A 23017-nucleotide genomic window follows, 5' to 3' on the forward strand; every position below is an offset into this window, starting at 1 on the left:
CGAAGGTGGCCCCGTATGCGAGTCGTGCGGGGCTTTTCTTCATGGAGAGCCTGGGGTACGACCGGTCCTGAAACTTGAGTGACGGCCCCAAGGAGGTCCCATCAGCGCCGAACCGCGTATCAACGACCGCATTCGCGTGCCCGAGGTCCGGCTCGTCGGCCCGAACGGCGAACAGGTGGGCATCGTGCCCATCGCCAAGGCCCTTGAACTGGCGCGTGAGTCGGATCTCGACCTCGTCGAGGTGGCGCCCACCGCGCGCCCGCCCGTCGCGAAGCTCATGGACTACGGCAAGTTCAAGTACGAGTCCGCGATGAAGGCGCGTGAGGCGCGGAAGAACCAGGCGCACACGGTCATCAAGGAGATCAAGCTCCGGCCGAAGATCGACCCGCATGACTACGAGACCAAGAAGGGTCACGTGGTGCGGTTCCTCAAGGCAGGGGACAAGGTCAAGGTCACGATCATGTTCCGTGGTCGTGAGCAGTCCCGCCCGGAGCTCGGCTTCCGGCTGCTGCAGCGGCTCGCCGACGACGTCGAGGAGCTCGGCTTCGTCGAGTCGCGGCCCAAGCAGGACGGCCGCAACATGATCATGGTGATCGGTCCGCACAAGAAGAAGGCGGAGGCCAAGGCCGAGGCCAAGGCCGAGCGCGCGGCCCGCGACGAGGCCGCGGCGGCGTCGGACGAGTCCGCCTGACCGGCCCGGACAGGGCCGCCGGCCCGGCCGTGAGGCCGAGCCACAGTGATCCTGCCTCGGCAGGGTCGTGACGCACGTACATTGAGCCTGACCAGGCGCGTCGCCACCGTGGGATGCGCCCGATCAGGCACGCCCCCGTGCTTTTCGCGGGGGCCCGAAGCAGAGGGAGACGACGGCGACCATGCCGAAGACCAAGACCCACAGTGGTGCCAAGAAGCGCTTCAAGCTGACCGGCTCCGGCAAGGTGATCCGCCGCCGCGCCAACAAGAACCACCTGCTCGAGCACAAGCCCACCAAGCGGACCCGCCGCCTGAGCGGCAACGTCGTGGTGAGCCCGGCCGACGCCAAGAACATGAAGAAGCTGCTGCGCAAGTAAGCAGCCGCCGACCAGCAGTCCGTACGACCGGCCGTGGCCCGAGGCCCCGGCCCCCACGAAGGAGTTCATCACGTGGCACGCGTGAAGCGGGCGGTCAACGCCGCCAAGAAGCGTCGGGTCGTCCTGGAGCGGTCGAGCGGCTACCGCGGCCAGCGGTCGCGTCTTTACCGCAAGGCCAAAGAGCAGCAGCTCCACTCCATGACCTACGCGTTCCGGGACCGCAAGGACCGCAAGGGCCAGTTCCGGCGCCTGTGGATCCAGCGCATCAACGCCGCGGCCCGCGCCAACGGCATGACCTACAACCGGTTCATCCAGGGTCTCAAGGCCGCCGAGGTCGAGGTCGACCGGCGCATGCTGGCCGAGCTGGCCGTCAACGACGCCGAGTCCTTCGCCGCGCTGGTGAAGGTCGCCAAGGCCGCGCTGCCCGCCGAGGGCAGCGAGGCCGCCTGAGGCCGGCATCAGTTCGACGGGCGAACGAGCGACGATGGCGGGCCGCGAGCTGACCTCACTGCGTTCACCGCGGGTGAAGGCCGCTCGGCGGCTCGCCAAACGCGCTTTCCGGCGCCGTGAGCGCCGGTTCCTCGCCGAAGGTCCGCAGGCGGTGCGCGAGGCGCTGGAGATCCCGCAAGGGCTCGCCGAGCTGTTCACCACCGCCGAGGCCGAGTCCCGCCACCCCGAGCTGGTGACCGCGGCCGAGCGGGCCGGCGTGCCGGTGCTGCGGGTCAGCGGCGAGGTCATGGCCGAGCTCGCGCAGACCGTGACCCCGCAGGGGCTGCTGGCGGTCTGCGAGTTCATCGACGTTCCGCTGAGCACGGCACTGGAGTCGCGGCCGCGGCTGGTGACGGTGCTCGCGCACGTCCGCGACCCCGGCAACGCCGGCACCGTCCTGCGCACCGCCGACGCCGCCGGATCCGACGGCGTCGTCTTCACCGACGCCTCCGTCGACCCGTACAACGGCAAGTGCGTGCGGGCGTCGGCGGGCAGTCTCTTCCATCTTCCCGTCGTGGTCGGCCCGCGCTTCGAGACGCTGATCGCCGACCTCAGGCAGGCGGGCCTCACCGTGCTGGCGGCCGACGGCGCGGGCAAGCGCACGCTGGACGAGGCCATCGACGACGAGCTCCTCGCCAGGCCGACCGCGTGGGTGTTCGGCAACGAGGCCTGGGGTTTGCCGGACGAGATCCTGCGCCACGTGGACGACGTCGTGCGGGTGCCCATCTACGGCAGGGCCGAGAGCCTCAACCTGGCCACCGCGGCGGCCGTCTGCCTCTACGCGTCGGCACGGGCTCAGCGCAGCGCCTGAGCGCCGCGTGATCTCTGCCACGCGGGACGCTCGAAGCGGCCCGCGGGTTCTCGTGAGGGCTGGCCGTTTGCGGTCGCGTTCAGCGCCCTTTCCCGAAGCCTGACCTGGGAGGATGAAACTCCGCGTACGGGTCCGGCTGCATTTTGTTCCATCCCGCTCGTTCCTACGGATGAGTGGACTCCAGACCCGAGAGGGATTCACTCGCCTCATCTGGTGCCTAGCGTGATGAGCAGGGCGGATGAGGCTGTGCGGTACCAGCCGGCGAACGTGGCCGGCGGAGTCGGTCTGCAGCGTGGGGCTGCAGTGGGCTGTGGTGCGCAGCCGCGGTGTGGGGCCGCGGCGCGGGGCCGCAGGGGATCGGCAGAGCGAGACGCCAGAGTGGGGGCGATGTGATGAACGAGAACAGGAAGGCCGGCACCAGATCGACGGTGCGGCGAGGCCCGTTGCTGCGGTGCCGTGACACGGCGCCGGAACGTGCCACAGGGCCCGGGGGCACGGTCACCGGAGGCGTGGGGGAGACGCTTCCGGGCGTGCGGGTCTCCGTGGTGCGCACCCATGGCGAGCTCGCGGTCGTGGCGGTCTGGGGGGAGATCGACCTCAACACCGCGGACACGCTGCGGAGCGTGCTGCACGAGGTCGACGCGGCCGGGCACCACCAGGTGGTCGTCGACTTCTCCGGGGTGTCGTTCTGCGACGCCACAGGGCTCGGCGCGCTCGTGGCCGCGCACAACCGCGCCGGCGAGCACGGTGGAGCGCTCCGGCTCGCCGGTCTGCGCCCCGCGCAGCGGCGGCTGCTGCACATCTCCGGGCTCCACCGCGTCCTCGCCCTGCACGACAACGTCACGGACGCGGTCGCCCAAGTGCGCTCGGCCGCCACAAAAGCCTTTCCCTAGGGAGTTTTCCGGGTCCCGTAAGGTGGCCTGGTCCGGATAGAGTCTCATCCTGACAGGCCGCGTACTCACCGGTGTTCTGGAGGCCGTTGTGGGCGGAGAGGACTCCCCGCACGTGCCTCAACGCGTGCCATCCGACACCGGCGACCCGGTCGGCGGCGCCGGCGGCCCGGCGCGCGACCCCGCCGACGGCCTCGCCGACGATCCCGCCTATCGGCTTGCCGACGATCTCGCTGACGGGCTGCTCGTCGCGGGCCGCGACGGCAGGGTCGCGATCTTCAACGCGGCCGCCGCGCGGATGACCGGGATCGCCGCGGAGTCGGCCATCGGCCGCGACTTCCGCGACGTGCTCCCGCTGCACGACGCCGAGGGCCGCGACTGGTGGAAGTGCCTGGCCCCGTACGAGGGGCTGGCCACGCGCAGCCGCCATCCCGAGCGTTCGCTCTACCTTCCCGACGACACCGAGCTGCTGGTCACCGCCGGCTACCGGCGCGACCGCGACGGCTCGGTGGAACGCTTCACCGTCTCCCTGCGCGACGCCGCCCACCGGGCCCGGCAGGAGCGCGACCGCGCCGACCTGGTCTCGACCGTGGCCCACGAGCTGCGGTCCCCGCTCACGAGCGTCAAGGGCTTCACCGCCACGCTGCTGGCCAAGTGGCACCGCTTCAACGACGACCAGAAGCGCGTCATGCTGGAGACCGTCAACGCCGACGCCGACCGGGTGACCCGGCTGATCACCGAGCTGCTGGACGTCTCGCGCATCGAGGCCGGCCGGCTGGAGATGCACCGGCAGGTGGTCGACCTGGCCGAGGAGGTCCGCAAGGTCATCGCGGGCCGGGTCGCGGCGGGCGACCCCGCCGACCGGTTCCGCTTCGACGTCCGGGGCGAGCTGCCCGACCTGTGGCTGGACCCCGACAAGGTCGACCAGATCCTCGGTAATCTGGTGGAGAACGCCGTGCGTCACGGCGCCGGGACCGTCACCATCGTGGTGGAGCCGGACGCACACAAGGAGGGGGCGGCCGTGTCGGTGCGCGACGAGGGCGAGGGCATCCCGCCCGAGGCCGCCGACCGCGTCTTCCGGCAGTTCTGGCGCGGCCCCGGCGGCAACCGCCGCGGCGGCACCGGGCTCGGCCTCTACATCGTCAAGGGCCTGGTCGAGGCCCACGGCGGCACGATCTCGGTGCGCCGCGCCCCGGGTGGCGGCGCCGAGTTCCGATTTACGTTGCCCGCAGGGGCACCGGACCACGCGGCCTGACCGCCGCCGCGCCCCGCGGGCTTTCCAAGCCGCACGCCGCCGCGCACTAGACTGCGGGGCGATCCATGCCGAGCCGGAGTTGTCTCACCACCATGTCTGCACCCAACAAGTCCTACGACCCAGTCGAGGTGTCCGCGTTGCAGCCCGAAGAGCTCGACCGGGCGCGCGACGAGGCCCTGGCGGCCATCGCCGGCGCCGGTGACCTCGACGCACTGAAGGAAGCCCGCCTGGCGCACGCCGGAGACCGGTCGCCGCTGGCCCTGGCCAACCGGGAGATCGGCGCGCTGCCGCCGCAGGCCCGGGCCGAGGCGGGCAAGCGCATCGGCGCCGCCCGCGGCGCGGTCGCCCAGGCGCTCAAGGCCCGCCAGGCCGAACTGGAGGAGGAACGCGACCAGCGCGTGCTCGTCGAGGAGGCCGTCGACGTCACCCTGCCCTGGGACCGCGCCCCCCGCGGCGCCCGGCACCCGCTGACGACCATCCAGGAGCGCATGGCCGACGTCTTCGTCTCCATGGGCTTCGAGGTCGCCGAGGGGCCCGAGGTCGAGGCCGGCTGGTTCAACTTCGACGCGCTCAACTTCAAGCCCGACCACCCGGCGCGCTCCATGCAGGACACGTTCTTCGTGGAGTCAGAGGAGTCGGACCTGGTACTGCGCACCCACACCTCGCCGGTGCAGATCCGCGCGCTGCTGTCGCGCGAGCTGCCGGTGTACGTGGTGGTGCCGGGCCGCACGTTCCGCACCGACGAGCTGGACGCCACGCACAGCCCGGTCTTCCACCAGCTCGAAGGCCTGGTGGTGGACGAGGGCATCACGATGGCCGACCTGCGCGGCGGGATCGACGCGTTCGTCAACGGCATGTTCGGCGCGGGCCTGGCCGTGCGGATGCGCCCCTCCTACTTCCCGTTCACCGAGCCGTCGGCCGAGGTCGACATGCAGTGCTTCGTCTGCCGCGGCGCGTCGGTCGAGCCGGGCGGCGAGCCGTGCCGCACGTGCGGCTCCGAGGGCTGGATCGAGATCGGCGGCTGCGGCATGGTCAACCCGCGCGTGCTCGTCGCCTGCGGCATCGACCCTGACCGCTACAGCGGCTGGGCGTTCGGGCTCGGCGTGGAGCGCACGCTGATGTTCCGGCACGGCGTGGAGGACATGCACGACATGGTGGAGGGCGACGTCCGCTTCACCCTTCCGTTCGGGATGGAGATCTGATGCGGGCCCCGCTTTCGTGGCTGCGGGAGTACGTGGCGCTCCCCGCCGACGTCACCGGCCGCGCGCTGGCCGCCAAGCTGATCGACGCCGGCCTGGAGGTCGAGACCGTCGAGCAGGCCGGCGCCGACCTCGTCGGGCCGCTGGTCATCGGCCGGGTGCTGGCGATCGAGGAGCTGACGGAGTTCAAGAAGCCGATCCGCTACTGCCAGGTCGATGTCGGCCAGGCCAACGGCACCGGCGAGCCGCAGAACATCATCTGTGGCGCGACCAACTTCGCGGTCGGCGACCGGGTCGTGGTCATCCTGCCCGGCGGCGAGCTGCCCGGCGGCTTCAAGATCGGTGCCCGGAAGACCTACGGCCGGGTGTCGGAGGGCATGATCTGCTCGGTGCGCGAGCTCGGCATCGGCGACGACCACGACGGCATCCTCGTGCTCCCGCCCGGTGACGAGCCGGTCGGCACCGACGTCATCGGGCTGTTCGGGCTGCGCGACGACGTGCTCGACATCGCGGTCACGCCCGACCGCGGCTACGCGCTGTCGATCCGCGGCATCGCGCGCGAGGCGGCCGTCGCCTACGACGTGCCGTTCACCGATCCCGCCGACGTCGAGCTGCCCGCCGACACGGCCGAGGCCTACCCCGCGAGCATCGCCGACCCGACGGCGTGCGACCGGTTCGTGCTGCGTGAGGTCCGCGGTTTCGACGCCGAGGCGCAGACCCCGATGTGGATGCGGGTGCGGCTGTACCGCGCCGGCATGCGGCCGGTCTCGCTCGCGGTGGACGTCACCAACTACCTGATGCTGGAGCTGGGCCAGCCGCTGCACGCGTTCGACCGCGGCAAGCTCACCGGCCCGATCGTGGTGCGGCGCGCCGGGGCGGGCGAGACCCTGGAGACGCTCGACCACGTCAAGCGCACGCTCGACCCCGAGGACATCCTCATCACCGACGAGTCGGGCCCGATCTCGATGGCGGGCACGATGGGCGGGCTCAACACCGAGATCGACGAGAAGTCGGCCGACATGGTGATCGAGGGCGCGCACTTCGACGCCATCGGCACCGCGCGCATGGTGCGCCGCCACAAGCTGCACAGCGAGGCGTCGTACCGGTTCGAGCGGGGCGTCGACCGGGAGCTGCCGCTGTACGCCTCGTACCGCGCGGCGCGGATGCTCGCCGACCTGGGCGGCGCCGAGATCGTCCGGGGGGTGACGCACGCGGAGGCCCCGGTCGAGCCCGTCACGATCACGATGGCCGTGGGTCACCCGGACCGCGTCGCGGGCGTGACCTACGGCCGCGACACCGTCGTCCGCCGTCTGGAGCAGGTCGGCTGCACCGTTCAGGGCGACGACCCGCTCGTCGTCATGCCGCCGACGTGGCGGCCCGACCTGGTCGACCCCAACGACCTCGCCGAAGAGGTCATCCGCCTGGAGGGCTACGAGAACATCCCGGCCCGCGCCCCGCGTCCGGCCGCCGGGCGCGGCCTGACCCCGCGGCAGCGGCTGCGCCGCCGTGTCGGCCGCGCGCTGGCGGGCGCCGGCTACACCGAGGTGCTGAGCTTCCCGTTCGTCGCGGCGAAGGACTGGGACTCCCTCCAGCTCCCGGCGGGCGATGCCCGCCGCACGGCGCTCCGCCTGGCCAATCCGCTGTCGGAGGACGAGCCGCTGCTGCGCACCACGCTGCTTCCCGGCCTCTTCAAGGCCCTGGCGCGCAACGTGGGCCGCGGCTTCGGCGACGTCGCGCTGTACGAGCTCGGCCTGGTCTTCCGGCCGCGCCCGGACGCCCCGGCGCGGGCGCCGCGGCTGGCCGTCGACCGAGGCCCGACGCCCGACGAGATCGCCTCGGTCGACGCCGCGCTGCCCGACCAGCCGCTGCGCGTCGCCGCCGTCCTTGCGGGCGAACGCGAGCCGTCCGGCTGGTGGGGCAAGGGCAGGCCGGCCACCTGGGCCGACGCCATCGAGGCCGCCCGCACGGTGGCCCGCGAGGCCGGCGTCGAGCTCACGGTCAAGGCCGACCGGCACGCGCCCTGGCACCCGGGCCGCTGCGCCGCGCTCTACGCGGGCGAGACGCTCGCCGGGCATGCCGGTGAGCTGCACCCGCGCGTCATCAAGGCGTACGGGCTGCGGCCGCGCACCTGCGCGATGGAGCTGGAGCTGCGCCGGCTCGGCGACCCGGTCGGCCCGGCCGCGCCGCACGTGTCGTCCTACCCGGTCGCCACCCAGGACGTCGCCCTGGTCGTCGACGCGGCCGTGCCCGCCGCCGACGTCGAGGCGGCGCTGCGCACCGGGGCGGGGGAGCTGCTGGAGTCGATCCGGCTGTTCGACATCTACACCGGCGAGCAGGTCGGCGAGGACCGCAAGTCCCTCGCCTACACGCTGCGCTTCCGCGCGCCCGACCGCACGCTGACGGCGGAGGACGCCTCCGCCGCCCGCGACGCGGCCGTGGCGTCCGCGGTGGAGCGCACCGGCGCCGCCCTCCGAGGCGCCTGATCTGAGCAGCACGGCAAGGGCCCCGCACGCACGACGAAGGGCGGCGCGGGGCCTTGCCGCGCCTTGGGGCCGTTGACGGCGATTGTCAGCGTCCGCGCACGTTCTCTCACATTTCTGATCACCGTGACCATGCGCGTGGCGCGGTCGCGTTCCTAGGATCTGGAACGGCTTGTCCATCATTGTCGGCCTCTTGATGGGCGGTCGTCGGCGCACGACCTGGGGACGGCGAATCCGTGCTGTGAGGTGCCGGTGCTCAACGATCGCAGGCGCAGGTTCGTGCGCTGTCTGTCCGCTGTCACGGGGCTGCTCCTGGGCGTGACCGTGTCCGGGACGGTGGTCCCCGTGACGGCCGCGGCGAGTGCGGTCGCGCCCGGGCCCGCGGCGTACGACCACAGCCGGCAGAAGGGGAAGGCGCCGGGAACGCGCGGTCCGCTGCCCAAGGAGTTCTCCAGGACCGAGCTGTCGGTGAAGTTCTTCTCCGACCGCGTCGTACGCGTTCGCGCGCACAAGCCGGTGGCCAGGAACGACGCCGAGGCGTCGGCGATCGAGCGCACACTGGCGAGGTATCCGGGGGCCTCCATGCGCCCCCTGGTGCCGCTGCCCGAGAACCGGCTGGCGGCGGAGCGGGAGAAGCTGGAGAAACGCACGGGCCGCCGGCTTCCGGACATGAACTCCTGGTTCACGATCACGGTGCCCCAGGGCATCGAGAAGCTTCTCGACGACCTGAACGCGTTGCCATCGGTCGAGATCGCCCAGGCGAAGCTCGAACCGGTCAAGCCGAGTGAGCCGCTGCGCCCCCATCAGCGATACCGGAACGCGGTCGGCGCGGCGGGCGGGACCGGCATCGACGCGGACGCCGTCAACGCGTTGCCGGGCGGCAAGGGAGACGGAATCACCATCTCGGACGTGGAGGCCGCGAGCGGCCTTCGGGTCGGCTCGACGCCGGGCGCGATCGCCGCGGGTGACTCCCACACGCTGACGATGGTCTCGCCATCCTCGGACGGCGGGTACGACGTCCTATGGGCCACCGGAAGGAACGACAAGGGTCAGCTCGGCGGAGGTGACAACACCGACAGCGACGTCCTCATGCCGGTGGAAAGCCTCAGGGGATTCAAAGCCGTCGCCGCGGCAGGGGACTTCTCCGTCGTCGTCAAGAAGGACGGCACGGTCTGGGCTTGGGGTGACAACTCCGAAGGGCAGCTGGGGAACGGCACGACCAACGGCAGCAACAAGCCGGTCCAGGTTCCGGGCGTCACCAATGCCGTCAACGTCAGCGCCGGCAGTGACGGTCATGTGCTGGTGGCGCTGTCCGATGGCACCGTCAAAGCCTGGGGGAACAACACGGACGGCCAGCTGGGTGACGGCACCACCACATCCCGCAGGAGCCCGGTCACCGTCACCGGACTGAGCGGCGTGTCGACGGCGTACGGCGCCATCGCCGCCGGTGGCGGCCATTCGCTCGCTCTCCTATCCGATGGCACTGTCAAGGCCTGGGGCAAGAACTCGAACGGCCAGCTCGGCGACGGCGGTGACACCTCGCGGTCCACGCCGATCACGGTCCCCGGTCTCGCCGGGGTTCAGCAGGTGGCCGCAGGGGGCGCGCACTCGCTCGCCCGTGTCTCGGGGACGGTGAGGTCATGGGGTGCCAACGATCGGGGGCAGCTCGGTGACGGGAGCACGGAGGACCGCCCGTCGCCGGTCAGCGTCTCAGAGCTGACCGGCACCAGCGAGATCGCCGCCGGCGCCGCGCACAGCGCTTCGATCTCTGCGAACGCCGTGCGCACCTGGGGTTCCAACCGGAACGCCCAACTCGGCGACGACAACATGCAGGACAGCCCCGTTCCGGTTCATACGGCTCCGAACGGGAATTGCAGCGACGCGGCGGTGGCCACCGGAGCCAGGCATACGCTGATCTACGAGCACTGTGGATCGCCCTACGGCTGGGGAGCGAACACCAACGGCCAGCTCGGCACGGGCGACCGCGCGTCGTCCGCCGTGCCCGTTCGCACGCTCACGACGATCAACGAGTGGAACACCTGTCACGAGGAGCTCGCCGGCCGTCCGGCCCCGGCCGGGCCGCCGATCCGGTTGAGCCGCACGATCGCCGCCACGTGCGTCGACGGCCTCGGCTACCACGGCACCGCCGTCGCCGGCATCCTCGGCGCGAACGACGAGAACGGAGCCGGCATCGCGGGCATCGCGCCCCGCGCCAAGCTGCTGCTCGGCGCGACCCGTGACGGCGGGCTGGCCGCCGCCCGGCAACGTTCGACCGCCGGTGACGTGATCCTCATCGAGGCCGCGTACAGGTTCGCCGACGGCAAGTGGTATCCCCTCGAGTGGGCCGGCTGGCACTACGACGAGATCGTCCTGGCCACGGCCGCCGGCATCACCGTGGTCGAGCCCGCGGGCAACGGTGCGAACGACCTCGACGACGCCGCCGACGGCCGCGCCGCCGACATCATGCGCCGGCCCGACTCGGGGGCGATCATGGTCGGGGCGGGCGAGCCGCCCAGCGAGGCCGGCGCGAACTGCTCGGGGTCCAGCCGTCCGCCGGCACGGACGGCGATCCACAAGGATCCCGAGACCTTCTGGGGGACGACCTTCGGATCGCGTGTGGACGTCCAGGGCTACGGTGACTGCGTGGCCACCCTCGGCACGTTTCCCAACGGAAACGATCTGAGCCCGACGGAGACGGACCAGAACAAGCTCTACTACAGCTGGTTCAACGGGACCTCGTCGGCCAGTCCCATCGTGGCCGGTGGCGTCGCCGCGTTGCAGGGACTCGTCAAGCGAGCCGGTGGCGCGCCGTTGCCTCCGGGCACGATCCGGCGGCTCCTGAAGCAGACCGGTACCCCGCAGCCGGCCGGGGACACTCGGCACATCGGTCCCCTGCCGAACCTGAAGGCAGCCGTCAACTACGTCCGTGGGGGCATCGCGGGCGGAGAACGGTTCACGATCGGGATCAAGAACGACGGCACCGTGTGGTCCTGGGGGCACAACGAGTTTGGTCAGCTCGGCACCGGGTCGACGAGCGACAGCAACGTTCCCCGCCAGGTACCTGGCCTGACCGGGGTCGCCAGGAGGCCCGGTGCGGTGGCCGCCAGTACGGAGCACGCTCTGGCGGTGCGGTCGGACGGCACGGTCTGGGCGTGGGGGAGGAACAACCTCGGCCAGCTGGGTGATGGGACCACGACCGGCCGTCCGAGCCCCGTACAGGTCACCGGGTTGAGCGGCGTGATCGCGGTGGCGGCCGGAAGCCAGTTCTCGCTGGCGCTCAAGTCCGACGGAACGGTGTGGGGCTGGGGCGCCAACCAGAGCGGGCAGATAGGCGACGGCACCCGGACGACCAGGCTCACCCCCGTCCAGGCGGTCAACCTGACCGGCGTCGCGGCGATCGCGGCGCGCGCCAGCCACGCGATGGCGACCAGAACCGACGGTACGGTCTGGACCTGGGGCAACACCGTCATCGGCGGCTCGAATGCCGGCACTCTCACTCCGGCACAGGTCTCCGGGCTGACGAACGTGGCGGTCTGGCCGGGCTCGATCGCCGCTGGGACCCACCACTTCCTCGTGGTCAGGACGGACGGCACTGTGTGGGCCTGGGGTGAGAACAGCAGGGGACAGCTTGGTGACGGCGGCACGACAGGTCGTACGGCGCCCGCCCAGGTTCCGGGCCTGAGCGGAGTCTCCACCGTGGGTCCGGGGGCATGGAGCTCGTTCGCCGTCAAGCACGACGGCACCGTGAGCGCCTGGGGCTACAACGGCGCCGGTGAACTCGGCCTCGGCACCAGTGGCGGTTTCCTGACCAGCCCTGCCACGGTGACGAGCCTCAACGGGGTCATGGCGGTCACGGGAGGCGGCTACCACTCCGTGGCGGTCCGCGCCGACGGCTCCATGTTGGCCTGGGGCTCCAATTACCGGGGCCAGCTCGGCACTGGCACGAACACCGACAGCACCTCTCCGGCCCAGGTGACCGGCATGCCCTGACCACTCCACGAGATTCTCGCTAACACTACTTGTGTTGCGTTAGGGGCTGGGGTAGCCTGGGAAAGTCATATCGTCGCCCGGCTGGGGAGTCCCTTGAAGAACTGAGGTCGCAGACACCGCGCTGTAGCCGTTCACGGCTCGCGCACGCGATCTCAGCGGACCCCTTCGTCCGGGCTTTCTCATGCCCGGCGTCCGCACGCGGTGCCGGAACCGCGGTGTCTCCACGTGTCCTTTGATCATTTCGACGCGTCATGGAGGACCACCGCTCATGTCATTTTCGATCGTCTGCCTGGACGTCTCGTTCTCCTGGCAGGACGGCACCGAGGTGCTGGACGGGCTCGACGCCGCGTTCGGCCCCGGCCGCATCGGGCTGATGGGCGTCAACGGCTCGGGCAAGTCCACCCTGCTGAAGCTGATCGCCGGTGAGCTGCGCCCGGCGTCGGGCACGATCAGTGTCGCGGGGGAGGTCGGCCACCTGCCGCAGAACCTTCCGCTCGGCACCGCCCGTACCGTCGCCGACCTGCTCGGGATCAGCGACGCCCGCACCGCGCTGCTCGCCATCGAACGCGGCGAGGCCACCGAGGAGAACTTCGCCGCGGTGGGGGACGACTGGGACGTCGAGGAACGGGCCCGCGCCGAACTCGACCGGCTCGGCCTGGACCACCTCGGCCTCGACCGGACCGTGGCCACCCTCTCGGGCGGCGAGACGGTCCTGGTCGGGCTGGCCGCGCTGTTCCTGGCGCGCCCGGACGTCCTGCTGCTCGACGAGCCGACCAACAACCTCGACCTGGACGCGCGGCGCCGGCTGTACGACGCGCTCTCCGCGTGGCCGGGCGTGCTGGTCGTCGTCAGTCACGACCGGACGCTGCTGGATCTCGCCGACGAGATCGCCGACCTGCGCGACGGCACGGTCCGCACCTTCGGCGGCAACCTGACCGCGTACGAGGAGGCGCTCGCCGTCGAGAGGGAGGCGGCCGAGCGCATGGTGCGGGCGGCCGAGACGCATGTGCGCAAGCAGAAGCGCGAACTGGAGGAGGCACACGTCAAGCTGGCCCGGCGCGTCCGCTACGGCAACAAGATGTTCGAGCAGAAGCGCGAGCCGAAGATCATCATGCAGGAGCGCAAACGCCAGGCGCAGGTCGCGGCGGGCAAGCACCGCATCATGCACGAGGAGCGGCTCGCCGACGCCAGGGAGAAGCTGACCGAGGCCGAGGAGGCGGTGCGCGACGACGCGGAGATCCGGGTCCAGCTGCCCGCGACCGAGGTCCCGGCGGGCCGCACGGTGCTCACGGTCACCGGCCTCACGGCGGCCGAGCCCGAGCCTGGCACGCTGGAGGAGCTCATCGTCCGTGGCCCGGAACGGATCGCCCTGGTCGGCCCCAACGGGGCGGGCAAGACGACGTTCCTGCGGGCCCTGGTCGGCGACCCGGTGCCCGAGGGCATGGCCGTGAAGGTCGGCGTGGACGGCCTGCGGTACCTGCCGCAGCGCCTGGACGTGCTCGACGAAGGGCTGAGCGTCGTCGACAACGTGCGCGCGTTCGCCCCGTCGGCGCCCGTGAACACGATCCGCGCGGGACTCGCGCGCTTCCTGTTCCGCGGCGCGCGGGCCGACCAGCTCGCGGGAACGCTGTCGGGAGGCGAACGGTTCCGGGCGGTGCTGGCCTCGCTGCTGCTCGCCGAGCCCGCCCCGCAGCTGCTGCTGCTGGACGAGCCGACGAACAACCTCGACATGGCCAGCGCGCGGCAGCTCGGCCAGGCCCTGGATGCCTACCGGGGCGCGCTGGTCGTGGTCAGCCACGATCTGCCGTTCCTGCGGAGCATCGGCGTCACCCGCTGGCTCCGCCTGGACCGCGAGACCGGGCTGAGTGAGATCGACGAGGAGGAACTCGGGGAGTGAACCAAGAACCAATAATGCGGTGATTTGGAAGATTCGTCGCTGCTACGGTCATTCCGAATCGAAAGGGGGCGACACCGGTGGCGACGAAACTGAATCAGATCATCGCAGTGGAGAAGGGCGTGAAGAGCAAGTCCTTCCAGGATCTCACCGAGGCTCATCACTCGGTCCAGAAGGCGCCGCTGCTGTCGGGCATCTCGCGGACGTACCAGCCCAAGGACGAGGAGGGTGAGCGGCTGCCGCCCGAGTCCACCCGTGTGCAGGTCAAGGTCGACGACGTGCTGCGCGACGTGAGCGCGTCGCTCGCCCGGCTCTTCGACGTGACCGCCACCAAGGACTGGGCGAACTGCGTGGCCCGCGCCGACGTCACCGTCGACGGCACCACGCTGGTACGGGACGCGCCGGTCACCTACCTGCTGTTCCTGGAGAAGCAGCTCAAGGACCTGCAGACGTTCGTGCGCAAGCTGCCGGTGCTGGACGCCGCCGAGACCTGGACGCACGACGCGTCCACCGACGTGTGGCGCACCGAGCCGGTCCGCACGGTCAAGACCAAGAAGGTGCCGCGCAACCACGTCAAGGCCGAGGCCACCGACAAGCACCCGGCGCAGGTGGAGGTGTACTACGAGGACATCCCGGTCGGATACTGGACCACGGTGAAGTTCTCCGGCGCGCTGCCCGCCAGGCGGGTCAACGAACTGCTGGAGCGGCTGGACAGGCTGCAGAACGCGGTGAAGTTCGCACGTGAGGAGGCCAACGGCGCCGAGGTGGCCGACCAGCGCGTGGGCGAGGCCGTCTTCGCCTACCTGTTCGGATAGTCCTTCTTCGATGATTCACAGAATCCCCCCGCCGTCGAGCGGAGGGGTGCGCGAGGAGCGCAAGCTGAAGCTGAAGCCGAAGCTGACGGTCCGTTCAACCTCAGATTCTCGCTCCAGACTCAGCATTCACCGCCGATCGCCGGATCGATGGGATGTGGACGAGCCCCCTTGGGATGCTGGTTCGAGTCCAGCTCGCTCCGCTCGTGGGGCGATGGCGTAAAGGTAACGCACAAGGGCCTTCAGAACTGATCCACATCCCTATATGTGCCGGCGTGCGAATTGGGCGGTAAACCAGGGACCCGGGGGCGGCAAAACCCCGGGTCCCGCCTTGTTCCCACCTCTGGCCGCGCGTTCGGAGGTCAGGTGAGCACGCGCCTGGTGAACGTCCGGGTCGCGAACCAGGTCAGGGCGATCGTGCCGCCGATGAGGGCCGCCAGGAACGCCCAGACGGGCATGTGGCCGACATCGGGCGTCAGCGCGGTGCGCAGACCCTCGCTCAGGTACACCAGCGGGTTGAAGAGGCTGGCTATCTGCAGCCAGCGCACGCTGTCGAGGGCCGACCACGGGTAGTAGACGCAGCCGAGCATGGTGAGCGGCATGAGGATCAGGGCGAAGAGCACCTGCGCCTTCTGCGGGTTGATCAGGGTACCGAGCAGCAGGCCCCCGGAGGCCGCCAGCAGCGCGCCGGTGACCATGACGACCAGGAGGATCGGCCAGTTGGAGACGTGGACGTCGGGTGCCTGGCCGTCGGCGTGGATGAACAGCACCGCGGGGAAGACCAGCAGGCCGCCGATCAGGCCCTGGACCGCGGCCGCCACGATCTTCTGGACCGCGAGGAGGGGGATCGGCAGCGGCGCCAGGGCGCGGTCGGTGATCGAGCGCTGCCAGGTCAGCTCCATCATCAGCGGGAAGATCACCGCCATCATGGCCTGCATCATGATCGAGGAGCCGACGAGCCCGGGCACCAGGATCGTGGAGAACGTCGCGCCGCCCTGGCCCGCCATGCCGCCGCCGATCTTCGGCAGCACGTAGGCGAAGACGAAGACGAACATCAGCGGCTGGGCGAGCACGCGGACGAAGGTGGCCAGGAAGTTCTTGCGCATGACCCGCAGCTCGCGCGCCATCATCGCCAGGAACGTGCGCGGGACGGTGGGCCGTACGGCGGGCGGTGCGGTCAGCGCGCCGGTGGTCACTGTGCCGGTGGTCACTCGCGGTAGTCCCGTCCGGTGAGGGTGAGGAAGACGGTCTCCAGGCTGGGGCGCAGCTGGGAGGCGTCGGTCACGTTGACGCCGGCGGAGGCGCCGAGCGCCACGAGCTCGCCGAGGAGGCCGTCGGGTTCGTGGGCGAAGACCCGCACCTGGTTGCCGGACACCTCCACCTTGGAGATGCCGTCGCGGTCGCGCAGGGCCGCGATGTCCGGCACCTCGCCGTCGTAGGCGACGGTGAGCACGGTCTCGGCGCCGGCGGAGCCCTTCAGCTCCTCGACGGTGCCGCTGGCGAGGATCCTGCCGTGGTCGACCACGGCGACCCGGTCGCAGAGCGCCTCGGCCTCTTCCATGTAGTGGGTGGTGAGCACGATCGTCTGCCCCTCCTTCTGGAGGTCGCGAAGCACCTCCCAGAGGTTGACGCGCGTCTGCGGGTCCAGCCCGGCGGTGGGCTCGTCCAGGAACAGCACCTCGGGCCGGTGGACCAGGGCGCGGCAGATCATCAGGCGCTTGGCCTGGCCGCCCGACATCTCGAACGGGTTGCCCTCGCGCTTGTCGGTCAGGTTGAACAGCTCCAGGAGCTCTTCGGCGCGGCGGCGGGCGTCACGGCCGCCCATGCCGAAGTAGCGGCCCCGGAACTCGAGGTTCTCGAACGCGGTGAGCTCGTTGTCGAGGGTGTTGTTCTGCGACACCATGCCGATCCGGCGCTTGACCTCGACCGGCTGCCGTACGACGTCGAACCCGCACACCCGGGCCGAGCCGGCGGTCGGTACCACCAGCGTCGTCAGCATGCCGATCGTGGTCGACTTGCCCGCGCCGTTGGGGCCGAGCAGGCCGAAGAACTCGCCGTTCCGGACGGCCAGGTCGATGCCCTGGACGGCCGGCACGTCACCGCGGGGGCTCGGGTACGTCTTGTGGAGGTCCACCGCGCCGATGGCGAGGTCGGGGGGAGGCTCGGTCACGGGGGTCTCCTTCAGCGTCGAACTTCTCGATCAGGCGGAGCAGGAACCTGCGGACGGCCGGCTCGTCCTCGTCGTCGACCACGTCGTACAGGGTCCAGATGTCGTCCTTCATGGCCTCGCCCGTCTCGGTCACGACGGCGAGCCCGGACGGGTTGATGTGGACGCGCAGGGCGCGCCGGTCGCGGTCGTCCCGGCGCCGCTCGACGTGGCCGTTGCGTTCCAGCGTGTCGACCACGGTGGTGACGGTCGCGGGGGAGATCAGCAGCCGTTTGGCGATCTCTCCCGGGCGCAGGCCGTCCTCGGAGACGAGCGTCCGCAGGACGAAGAAGCCGGCGGGGCTCGTCCCGTGCTTCTCGATCAGCCGCCACATGACCGGACCGGCCAGCCGGGAGGCCGCGGCGAAGAGCCGGCCGATGGGCCACTCCTCCATGGGGCCGAGGCTGTCCAGATCGCCGAGTCCGAGGTTCTTCGCGTCCACGGAGCCTATGGTTAGGGGTGCGATATTTAGTTGTCAAATCTTTAGCCCTCGAAGTAATCGGGTCTCGGATAATGAGAGCCTCATGAGCCCTCGTTGAATACTCATCCACACTCATGCATAATCTTGCTTACCCTCCGGAAGGACTGAGCATGGGAATCACGGCGGCGGTCGCCGGCGCCAGCGGGTACGCGGGCGGTGAGGTGCTGCGCATCCTCGCCGGCCATCCAGGGTTCGAGATCGGTGCGCTGACGGCGGGCTCCAACGCCGGCACCGACCTCGGGGCGCACCAGCCCCACCTTCGATCCCTGCGCGGCCGCGTGCTGGCCGAGACCACCCCCGAGAAGCTGGCCGGTCACGACGTGGTCTTCCTGGCGCTGCCCCACGGGCAGTCCGGTCCGATCGCCGAACGGCTGGGCGGGGACGTGCTCGTCGTCGACTGCGGCGCCGACCACCGGCTCGCCGACGCGGCCGACTGGGAGCACTTCTACGGCTCGCCGCACGCCGGCACCTGGCCGTACGGGCTGCCGGAGCTTCCCGGGCAGCGGGAGATCCTGCGCGGCACCCGGCGCATCGCGGTGCCCGGCTGCTATCCGACCTCCGTCACCCTCGCGCTGTTCCCCGCCTTCCAGGCAGGGCTCGCCGAACCGGACGTGGTGGTGGTCGCGGCCTCGGGCACGTCCGGGGCGGGCCGTGCCCTCAAACCGCACCTGCTGGGCAGCGAGGTCATGGGATCGGTCACCGCGTACGGGGTGGGCGGGGGCCACCGGCACACCCCGGAAATGGTCCAGAACCTCAGCGCCGTCGCGGGCGAGCCGGTCACCGTGTCCTTCACCCCGACGCTCGCGCCGATGAGCCGCGGCATCCTCGCCACCTGCACGGCCAAGGCCAAGCCCGGCGTCACCGCCGCCGCGCTCCGCGAGGCCTACCAGGAGGCCTACACCGGAGAGCCGTTCGTGGGCCTGCTGCCCGAGGGGCAGTGGCCCGCGACCTCCATGACCCTCGGCGCCAACAGCGCCCTCGTCCAGGTCGCCCTCGACGAACGCGCCGGGCGCGTCGTCGTGGTCGCCGCCATCGACAACCTCACCAAGGGCACGGCCGGCGGCGCCGTACAGAGCGCCAACCTCGCCCTCGGCCTCCCCGAAGAACTCGGGCTCACCACGATCGGAGTCGCACCTTGAGCGTCACCGCCCCCCAGGGTTTCCGCGCCGCAGGCGTCGTCGCCGGACTCAAGGACGGCGGAGCCCGCGACCTGGCCCTGGTCGTCAACGACGGGCCCTCCCGCGCGGCGGCGGCGGTCTTCACCCGCAACCGTGTGAAGGCCGCGCCGGTGCTCTGGTCGGAACAGGTCATCAAGGGCGGGCGCGTGCGCGCGGTGGTGCTCAACTCCGGCGGCGCCAACGCCTGCACCGGCCCGGCCGGGTTCCAGGACACGCACGCCACCGCCGAGACGGTCGCCGAGGCCCTCCAGGACTCGGCCGCGGAGATCATGGTCTGCTCGACCGGGCTGATCGGCGAGCGGCTGCCGATGGACAGGCTGCTGCCGGGCGTCGCGGTCGCCGCCGCCGGGCTGTCGCGCACCGACGGCGGGCTCGCCGCCGCCGACGCCATCCGCACCACCGACAGCGTCGCCAAGATCGCGTTCCGGCAGGGCGCGGGCGGCTACATGATCGGCGCGATGGCCAAGGGCGCGGGCATGCTCGCCCCCTCGCTCGCCACGATGCTGGCCGTGATCACCACTGACGCCGACCTGGACGCCGCCGCGCTCGACCGTGCCCTGCGCTCGGCCACCGCGGTGACGCTGGACCGGCTCGACTCCGACGGCTGCATGTCGACCAACGACACGGTGCTGCTGATGGCCTCCGGCGCCGCGGCCGTGACGCCGCAGGAGGCGGAGTTCACCGAACTGCTCACCGACGTGTGCGCCGACCTCACCCGGCAGCTGCTGGTGGACGCCGAGGGCGCGTCCAAGGCGATCACGATCGAGGTCGTCGGCGCCGCCAGCGACTTCGACGCGGTCATGGTCGGCCGCTCGATCGCCCGCAACAACCTGCTCAAGTGCGCCATCCACGGCGAGGACCCCAACTGGGGCCGGGTGCTGTCGGCCGTCGGCACGACCGAGGCGGTCTTCGAGCCCGACGAGCTCAACGTCGCGATCAACGGCGTGTGGGTCTGCCGGAACGGCTCGTTCGGCGACGACCGCTCCAAGGTCGACCTGCGCCCGCGCGACGTCACGATCACCGTCGACCTGTCGGCGGGCCCCAACAGCGCGACCGTCTGGACGACCGACCTCACCGCGGACTACGTCCACGAGAACTCGGCGTACTCGACATGACGGCCCCCGAGCAGGCGAGCGAGCGGCTGAGCGCCATCTCCGGCGCGCGGATGCGCAAGAACCGGGCCGGCGTCATGTCCAAGGCCGAGACCCTCATCAAGGCCCTGCCGTGGCTGGAGCGCTTCCACGGCACCACCGTCGTGATCAAGTACGGCGGCCACGCGATGACCGACGAGGAACTGCGCCACTCGTTCGCCGAGGACGTGGTGTTCCTGCGGTACGCGGGGCTCAAGCCGGTCATCGTGCACGGCGGCGGCCCGCAGATCAACGCCGCCCTCGACCGCAACGGCATCGACTCGCACTTCACCGCCGGGCTGCGCGTCACCACCCCCGAGGCGATGGAGGTCGTCCGGATGGTGCTCGTCGGCCAGGTCCAGCGCGACGTGGTCGGGCTGATCAACCGGCACGGCGCGTTCGCCGTCGGCATGTCCGGCGAGGACGCCAACCTGTTCACCGCCGAACGCAAGTCCGCCGTGGTGGACGGCGAGCCGGTCGACATCGGGCAGGTCGGCGAGATCGTCGAGATCCAGGTCGGCGCGGTGCGGGCGCTGCTCGACGACGGCCGGATCCCGGTGGTGTCCAGCATCGCCCGCGGCGACGACGGTGAGATCTACAACGTGAACGCCGACACCGCGGCCGCCGCTTTGGCCGTCGCGCTCGACGCCACCAAGCTGGTCGTGCTGACCGACGTCGAGGGGCTGTACGCCGACTGGCCCGCCAGCGACGACGTCATCGCCGAGATCTCCACCGACGAGCTCGCGGCCCTGCTCCCCGAGCTGTCGGCGGGCATGGTGCCGAAGATGGAGGCCTGCCTGCACGCGGTGCGCGGCGGGGTACCGCAGGCGCACGTCCTGGACGGGCGGGTCCTGCACTCCCTGCTGCTGGAGATCTTCACCGACGAGGGGATCGGCACGATGGTCCTGCCCGCCCCGGGCGGGCCGCTCAAGGAAGGGAACACGGCATGAGCGCCGGGGACCTGCGGAAGCGGTACGAGGCCGCGTTCATGCCCAACTACGGCGTCCCGCCGGTGGTGCTGACCTCCGGGCACGGGTGCGTGGTGTGGGACGCCGACGGCAACGAGTACCTCGACCTGATCGCGGGGATCGCGGTCAGCTCGCTCGGCCACGCGCACGAGGAACTCGGCGAGGCCGTCGCCAACCAGGTCATGTCGCTGGCCCACACCTCCAACCTGTTCATCAACGAGCAGGAGGTGGTCCTGGCCGAGAAGCTGCGCGAGCTGCTCGGCGGCGAGGGCCGGGTCTTCCTGGCCAACAGCGGCACCGAGGCCAACGAGTGCGCGCTCAAGCTGGCGATCAAGTACGGCAAGGCGAACGAGAGGACCTACTTCGTCGCGGCGGAGAACGGCTTCCACGGCCGTTCGATGGGCGCCCTGTCGCTCACCGGCAAGCGGTCGATCCGCGAGCCGTTCGGCCCGTTCGCCATCGACGTCCGCTTCGTCCCCTACGGCGACGCCGAGGCGCTGCGCGCGGCGGTCACCGACGAATGCGCGGCGGTCTTCCTGGAGCCGGCGCAGGGCGAGGCCGGGGTCGTGCCGCCGCCGGACGGCTACTTCGCCGCGGTACGGCAGATCTGCGACGCGACCGGCACGCTCTTCGTCGCCGACGAGATCCAGTCGGCGATCGGCCGGACCGGGGCTTGGTTCGCCCACCAGCACGAGGGCGTCCGGCCCGACATCCTCACGTTGGCCAAGGGGCTGGGCGGGGGACTGCCCATCGGAGCCTGCGTCGGCTTCGGGCCGGCCGGTGAGCTCTTCGCCAAGGGCGACCACGGCACCACGTTCGGCGGCAACCCGGTCGCCGCCGCCGCCGCGCTGGCCGTGCTGTGGACGATCGAGAAGGAGAACCTCCTCGACAACGTCGCGGCGGTCGGGACGCTGCTCAAGGACGGTCTCGCCGCCGTCGAGCACCCGCTGCTGACCGGGGTCCGCGGTCGCGGCCTGTGGCTGGCCGCCGTGCTCACCCCGGGCGCCGCGCCCGCGGTCGAGGCCGCCGCCCGCGAGGCGGGCTTCCTGGTCAACGCGGTGCAGCCGGACGCGATCAGGATCGCCCCACCGCTCATCCTCACCCCACAGCAGGCCCGGTCGTTCGTCGACGCCTTCCCGGCGATCCTCGACGCGGCCGCCGGCGCCATGAAGCCGAACCCTGAAGCCGAACCCCCGAAGGAGAACTGACAGCGATGGTCCGGCACTTCCTGCGGGACGACGACCTCACCCCCGCCGAGCAGGCCGAGGTGCTCGCACTGGCCGCCGCCATGAAACGGGACCGGTTCGCCCACACTCCGCTCGCGGGACCGCGGTCGGTGGCGGTGCTCTTCGACAAGCCCTCCACCCGTACCCGCGTCTCGTTCGCCGTCGGCATCGCCGAGCTGGGCGGCAACGCGCTGGTCCTGGACGCCGGCGCCAGCCAGCTCGGCCGCGGCGAGACGATCGCCGACACCGCCCGCGTGCTGGAACGCCAGGTCAGCGCCATCGTCTGGCGGACCGGCGGCCAGGAGCGCATCGAGGAGATGGCCGCGGGCACCACGGTGCCGGTGATCAACGCGCTCACCGACGAGTTCCACCCCTGCCAGATCCTGGCCGACCTGCAGACGGTCCAGGAGGCCAAGGGCGCGCTGGCCGGAGTGACGCTCGCCTACTTCGGGGACGGCGCCAACAACATGGCGCGCTCCTACCTCCTGGGCTGCGCGACCGCCGGGATGCACGTCCGGATCGCCGCTCCCGAGTCCCTGCCGCCCGACCCGGCGATCGTGGCCAAGGCCACCGGGATCGCCGCGGCCACCGGCGGTTCGGTGACCGTGACCGCCGACGCCAAGCAGGCGGCCGCCGGGGCCGACGTCCTGGCCACCGACACGTGGGTGTCGATGGGCCAGGAGGGAAAGGGCATCGAGATCTACGAGCCGTACGCGGTCAACGAGGAACTCGTCGCGCTAGCCTCCCCGGATGTCGCCGTACTGCACTGCCTGCCCGCCTACCGTGGCAAGGAGATAGCCGCTTCCGTCCTGGACGGCCCGCACAGTGCGGTCTGGGACGAGGCCGAAAACCGGCTGCATGCCCAGAAGGCACTGCTGACCTGGCTGCTGAGGTCGGGGGCGGACCCCCGCCAGGGGATGGAAGAGGACACGGAAGCCTGA

The 23017-nt window shown here is 71.2% G+C and carries 19 protein-coding genes; 16 read left to right on the top strand and 3 right to left on the bottom strand.

Going from position 1 to position 23017, the window contains the following annotated elements:
* Positions 1-118: 118 nt before the first annotated feature.
* From infC to ABD333_RS41795, 11 genes are all read left to right on the top strand, one after another.
* A complete protein-coding gene (gene infC / locus ABD333_RS41745; protein ID WP_344548214.1) occupies positions 119-691 on the top strand; it encodes a translation initiation factor IF-3 in 573 nt (190 codons plus the stop codon).
* Between the two features lie 181 nt (positions 692-872).
* On the top strand, positions 873-1067 hold the full coding sequence (gene rpmI, locus ABD333_RS41750) for a 50S ribosomal protein L35 (protein ID WP_151569076.1): 195 nt from the start codon (positions 873-875) through the stop codon (positions 1065-1067).
* 72 nt (positions 1068-1139) lie between these two features.
* Entirely contained in the window at positions 1140-1517 is a 378-nt protein-coding gene (rplT, locus tag ABD333_RS41755; RefSeq protein ID WP_151569078.1) for a 50S ribosomal protein L20, read from the top strand.
* 34 nt (positions 1518-1551) lie between these two features.
* The gene (locus ABD333_RS41760; protein ID WP_344548184.1) at positions 1552-2367 is read left to right on the top strand and encodes a TrmH family RNA methyltransferase; all 816 of its coding nucleotides are present in this window, start codon (positions 1552-1554) and stop codon (positions 2365-2367) included.
* Positions 2368-2759: 392 nt separating this feature from the next.
* A complete protein-coding gene (locus ABD333_RS41765) occupies positions 2760-3260 on the top strand; it encodes an STAS domain-containing protein (RefSeq protein ID WP_344548185.1) in 501 nt (166 codons plus the stop codon).
* Between the two features lie 112 nt (positions 3261-3372).
* Positions 3373-4512: a sensor histidine kinase gene (locus tag ABD333_RS41770; RefSeq protein ID WP_344548186.1), complete on the top strand. Its 1140-nt coding sequence runs from the start codon at positions 3373-3375 to the stop codon at positions 4510-4512.
* A gap of 92 nt (positions 4513-4604) precedes the next feature.
* A complete protein-coding gene (gene pheS / locus ABD333_RS41775) occupies positions 4605-5714 on the top strand; it encodes a phenylalanine--tRNA ligase subunit alpha (RefSeq protein WP_344548188.1) in 1110 nt (369 codons plus the stop codon).
* Complete coding sequence (gene pheT, locus ABD333_RS41780; RefSeq protein ID WP_344548189.1) at positions 5714-8194, top strand: phenylalanine--tRNA ligase subunit beta; 2481 nt, start codon at positions 5714-5716, stop codon at positions 8192-8194. Before pheS ends, pheT begins: the two co-directional genes overlap by 1 nt.
* A 249-nt stretch (positions 8195-8443) precedes the next feature.
* Complete coding sequence (locus ABD333_RS41785; protein ID WP_344548190.1) at positions 8444-12181, top strand: RCC1 domain-containing protein; 3738 nt, start codon at positions 8444-8446, stop codon at positions 12179-12181.
* Positions 12182-12449: 268 nt separating this feature from the next.
* Positions 12450-14078 (top strand): ABC-F family ATP-binding cassette domain-containing protein, encoded by a 1629-nt coding sequence (locus ABD333_RS41790; protein WP_344548191.1) that lies wholly within the window; start codon positions 12450-12452, stop codon positions 14076-14078.
* Positions 14079-14155: 77 nt separating this feature from the next.
* Positions 14156-14890 carry a DUF7873 family protein gene (locus ABD333_RS41795; protein ID WP_344548192.1) on the top strand — a complete coding sequence of 245 codons (735 nt, stop codon included), beginning with the start codon at positions 14156-14158 and terminating at the stop codon, positions 14888-14890.
* Positions 14891-15249: 359 nt separating this feature from the next.
* Here the strand turns inward: ABD333_RS41795 and ABD333_RS41800 are convergent, their stop codons facing one another.
* Genes ABD333_RS41800 through ABD333_RS41810 form a run of 3 tightly spaced genes read right to left on the bottom strand, consistent with a single transcriptional unit; the run spans position 15250 to position 17535 of the window.
* Entirely contained in the window at positions 15250-16098 is an 849-nt protein-coding gene (locus ABD333_RS41800) for an ABC transporter permease (RefSeq protein WP_344548193.1), read from the bottom strand.
* A complete protein-coding gene (locus ABD333_RS41805) occupies positions 16095-17057 on the bottom strand; it encodes an ATP-binding cassette domain-containing protein (RefSeq protein WP_344548194.1) in 963 nt (320 codons plus the stop codon). The genes ABD333_RS41800 and ABD333_RS41805 overlap by 4 nt, the downstream gene beginning before the upstream one ends.
* Complete coding sequence (locus tag ABD333_RS41810) at positions 16984-17535, bottom strand: MarR family winged helix-turn-helix transcriptional regulator (RefSeq protein WP_344548195.1); 552 nt, start codon at positions 17533-17535, stop codon at positions 16984-16986. The genes ABD333_RS41805 and ABD333_RS41810 overlap by 74 nt, the downstream gene beginning before the upstream one ends.
* Before the next feature lie 149 nt (positions 17536-17684).
* On the opposite strand from ABD333_RS41810, the gene argC reads away from it, so the two are divergent.
* The 5 genes from argC to argF are packed head-to-tail and all read left to right on the top strand — an operon-like array spanning position 17685 to position 23017.
* On the top strand, positions 17685-18713 hold the full coding sequence (argC, locus tag ABD333_RS41815; protein WP_344548196.1) for an N-acetyl-gamma-glutamyl-phosphate reductase: 1029 nt from the start codon (positions 17685-17687) through the stop codon (positions 18711-18713).
* Positions 18710-19867 (top strand): bifunctional glutamate N-acetyltransferase/amino-acid acetyltransferase ArgJ, encoded by a 1158-nt coding sequence (gene argJ / locus ABD333_RS41820; RefSeq protein WP_344548197.1) that lies wholly within the window; start codon positions 18710-18712, stop codon positions 19865-19867. The genes argC and argJ overlap by 4 nt, the downstream gene beginning before the upstream one ends.
* Positions 19868-19917: 50 nt before the next feature.
* The gene (argB, locus tag ABD333_RS41825) at positions 19918-20832 is read left to right on the top strand and encodes an acetylglutamate kinase (RefSeq protein ID WP_344548215.1); all 915 of its coding nucleotides are present in this window, start codon (positions 19918-19920) and stop codon (positions 20830-20832) included.
* Positions 20829-22058, top strand: coding sequence for an acetylornithine transaminase (locus tag ABD333_RS41830; RefSeq protein ID WP_344548198.1), 1230 nt, complete (start codon positions 20829-20831; stop codon positions 22056-22058). The genes argB and ABD333_RS41830 overlap by 4 nt, the downstream gene beginning before the upstream one ends.
* A 5-nt stretch (positions 22059-22063) precedes the next feature.
* A complete protein-coding gene (gene argF, locus ABD333_RS41835; RefSeq protein WP_344548199.1) occupies positions 22064-23017 on the top strand; it encodes an ornithine carbamoyltransferase in 954 nt (317 codons plus the stop codon).

Origin of the sequence: Actinomadura fulvescens (assembly GCF_039533225.1) — a bacterium.
GTDB classification, from domain to species: domain Bacteria; phylum Actinomycetota; class Actinomycetes; order Streptosporangiales; family Streptosporangiaceae; genus Spirillospora; species Spirillospora fulvescens.

Bases quoted from the DNA above. Each gene is read 5' to 3' on its own strand.
- argF (WP_344548199.1), top strand. From the start codon at position 22,064: ATGGTCCGGCACTTCCTGCGGGACGACGACCTCACCCCCGCCGAGCAG.
- ABD333_RS41765 (WP_344548185.1), top strand. From the start codon at position 2,760: ATGAACGAGAACAGGAAGGCCGGCACCAGATCGACGGTGCGGCGAGGC.
- rpmI (WP_151569076.1), top strand. From the start codon at position 873: ATGCCGAAGACCAAGACCCACAGTGGTGCCAAGAAGCGCTTCAAGCTG.
- ABD333_RS41790 (WP_344548191.1), top strand. From the start codon at position 12,450: ATGTCATTTTCGATCGTCTGCCTGGACGTCTCGTTCTCCTGGCAGGAC.
- pheS (WP_344548188.1), top strand. From the start codon at position 4,605: ATGTCTGCACCCAACAAGTCCTACGACCCAGTCGAGGTGTCCGCGTTG.
- ABD333_RS41760 (WP_344548184.1), top strand. From the start codon at position 1,552: ATGGCGGGCCGCGAGCTGACCTCACTGCGTTCACCGCGGGTGAAGGCC.
- argB (WP_344548215.1), top strand. From the start codon at position 19,918: ATGCGCAAGAACCGGGCCGGCGTCATGTCCAAGGCCGAGACCCTCATC.
- argC (WP_344548196.1), top strand. From the start codon at position 17,685: ATGGGAATCACGGCGGCGGTCGCCGGCGCCAGCGGGTACGCGGGCGGT.
- pheT (WP_344548189.1), top strand. From the start codon at position 5,714: ATGCGGGCCCCGCTTTCGTGGCTGCGGGAGTACGTGGCGCTCCCCGCC.
- ABD333_RS41830 (WP_344548198.1), top strand. From the start codon at position 20,829: ATGAGCGCCGGGGACCTGCGGAAGCGGTACGAGGCCGCGTTCATGCCC.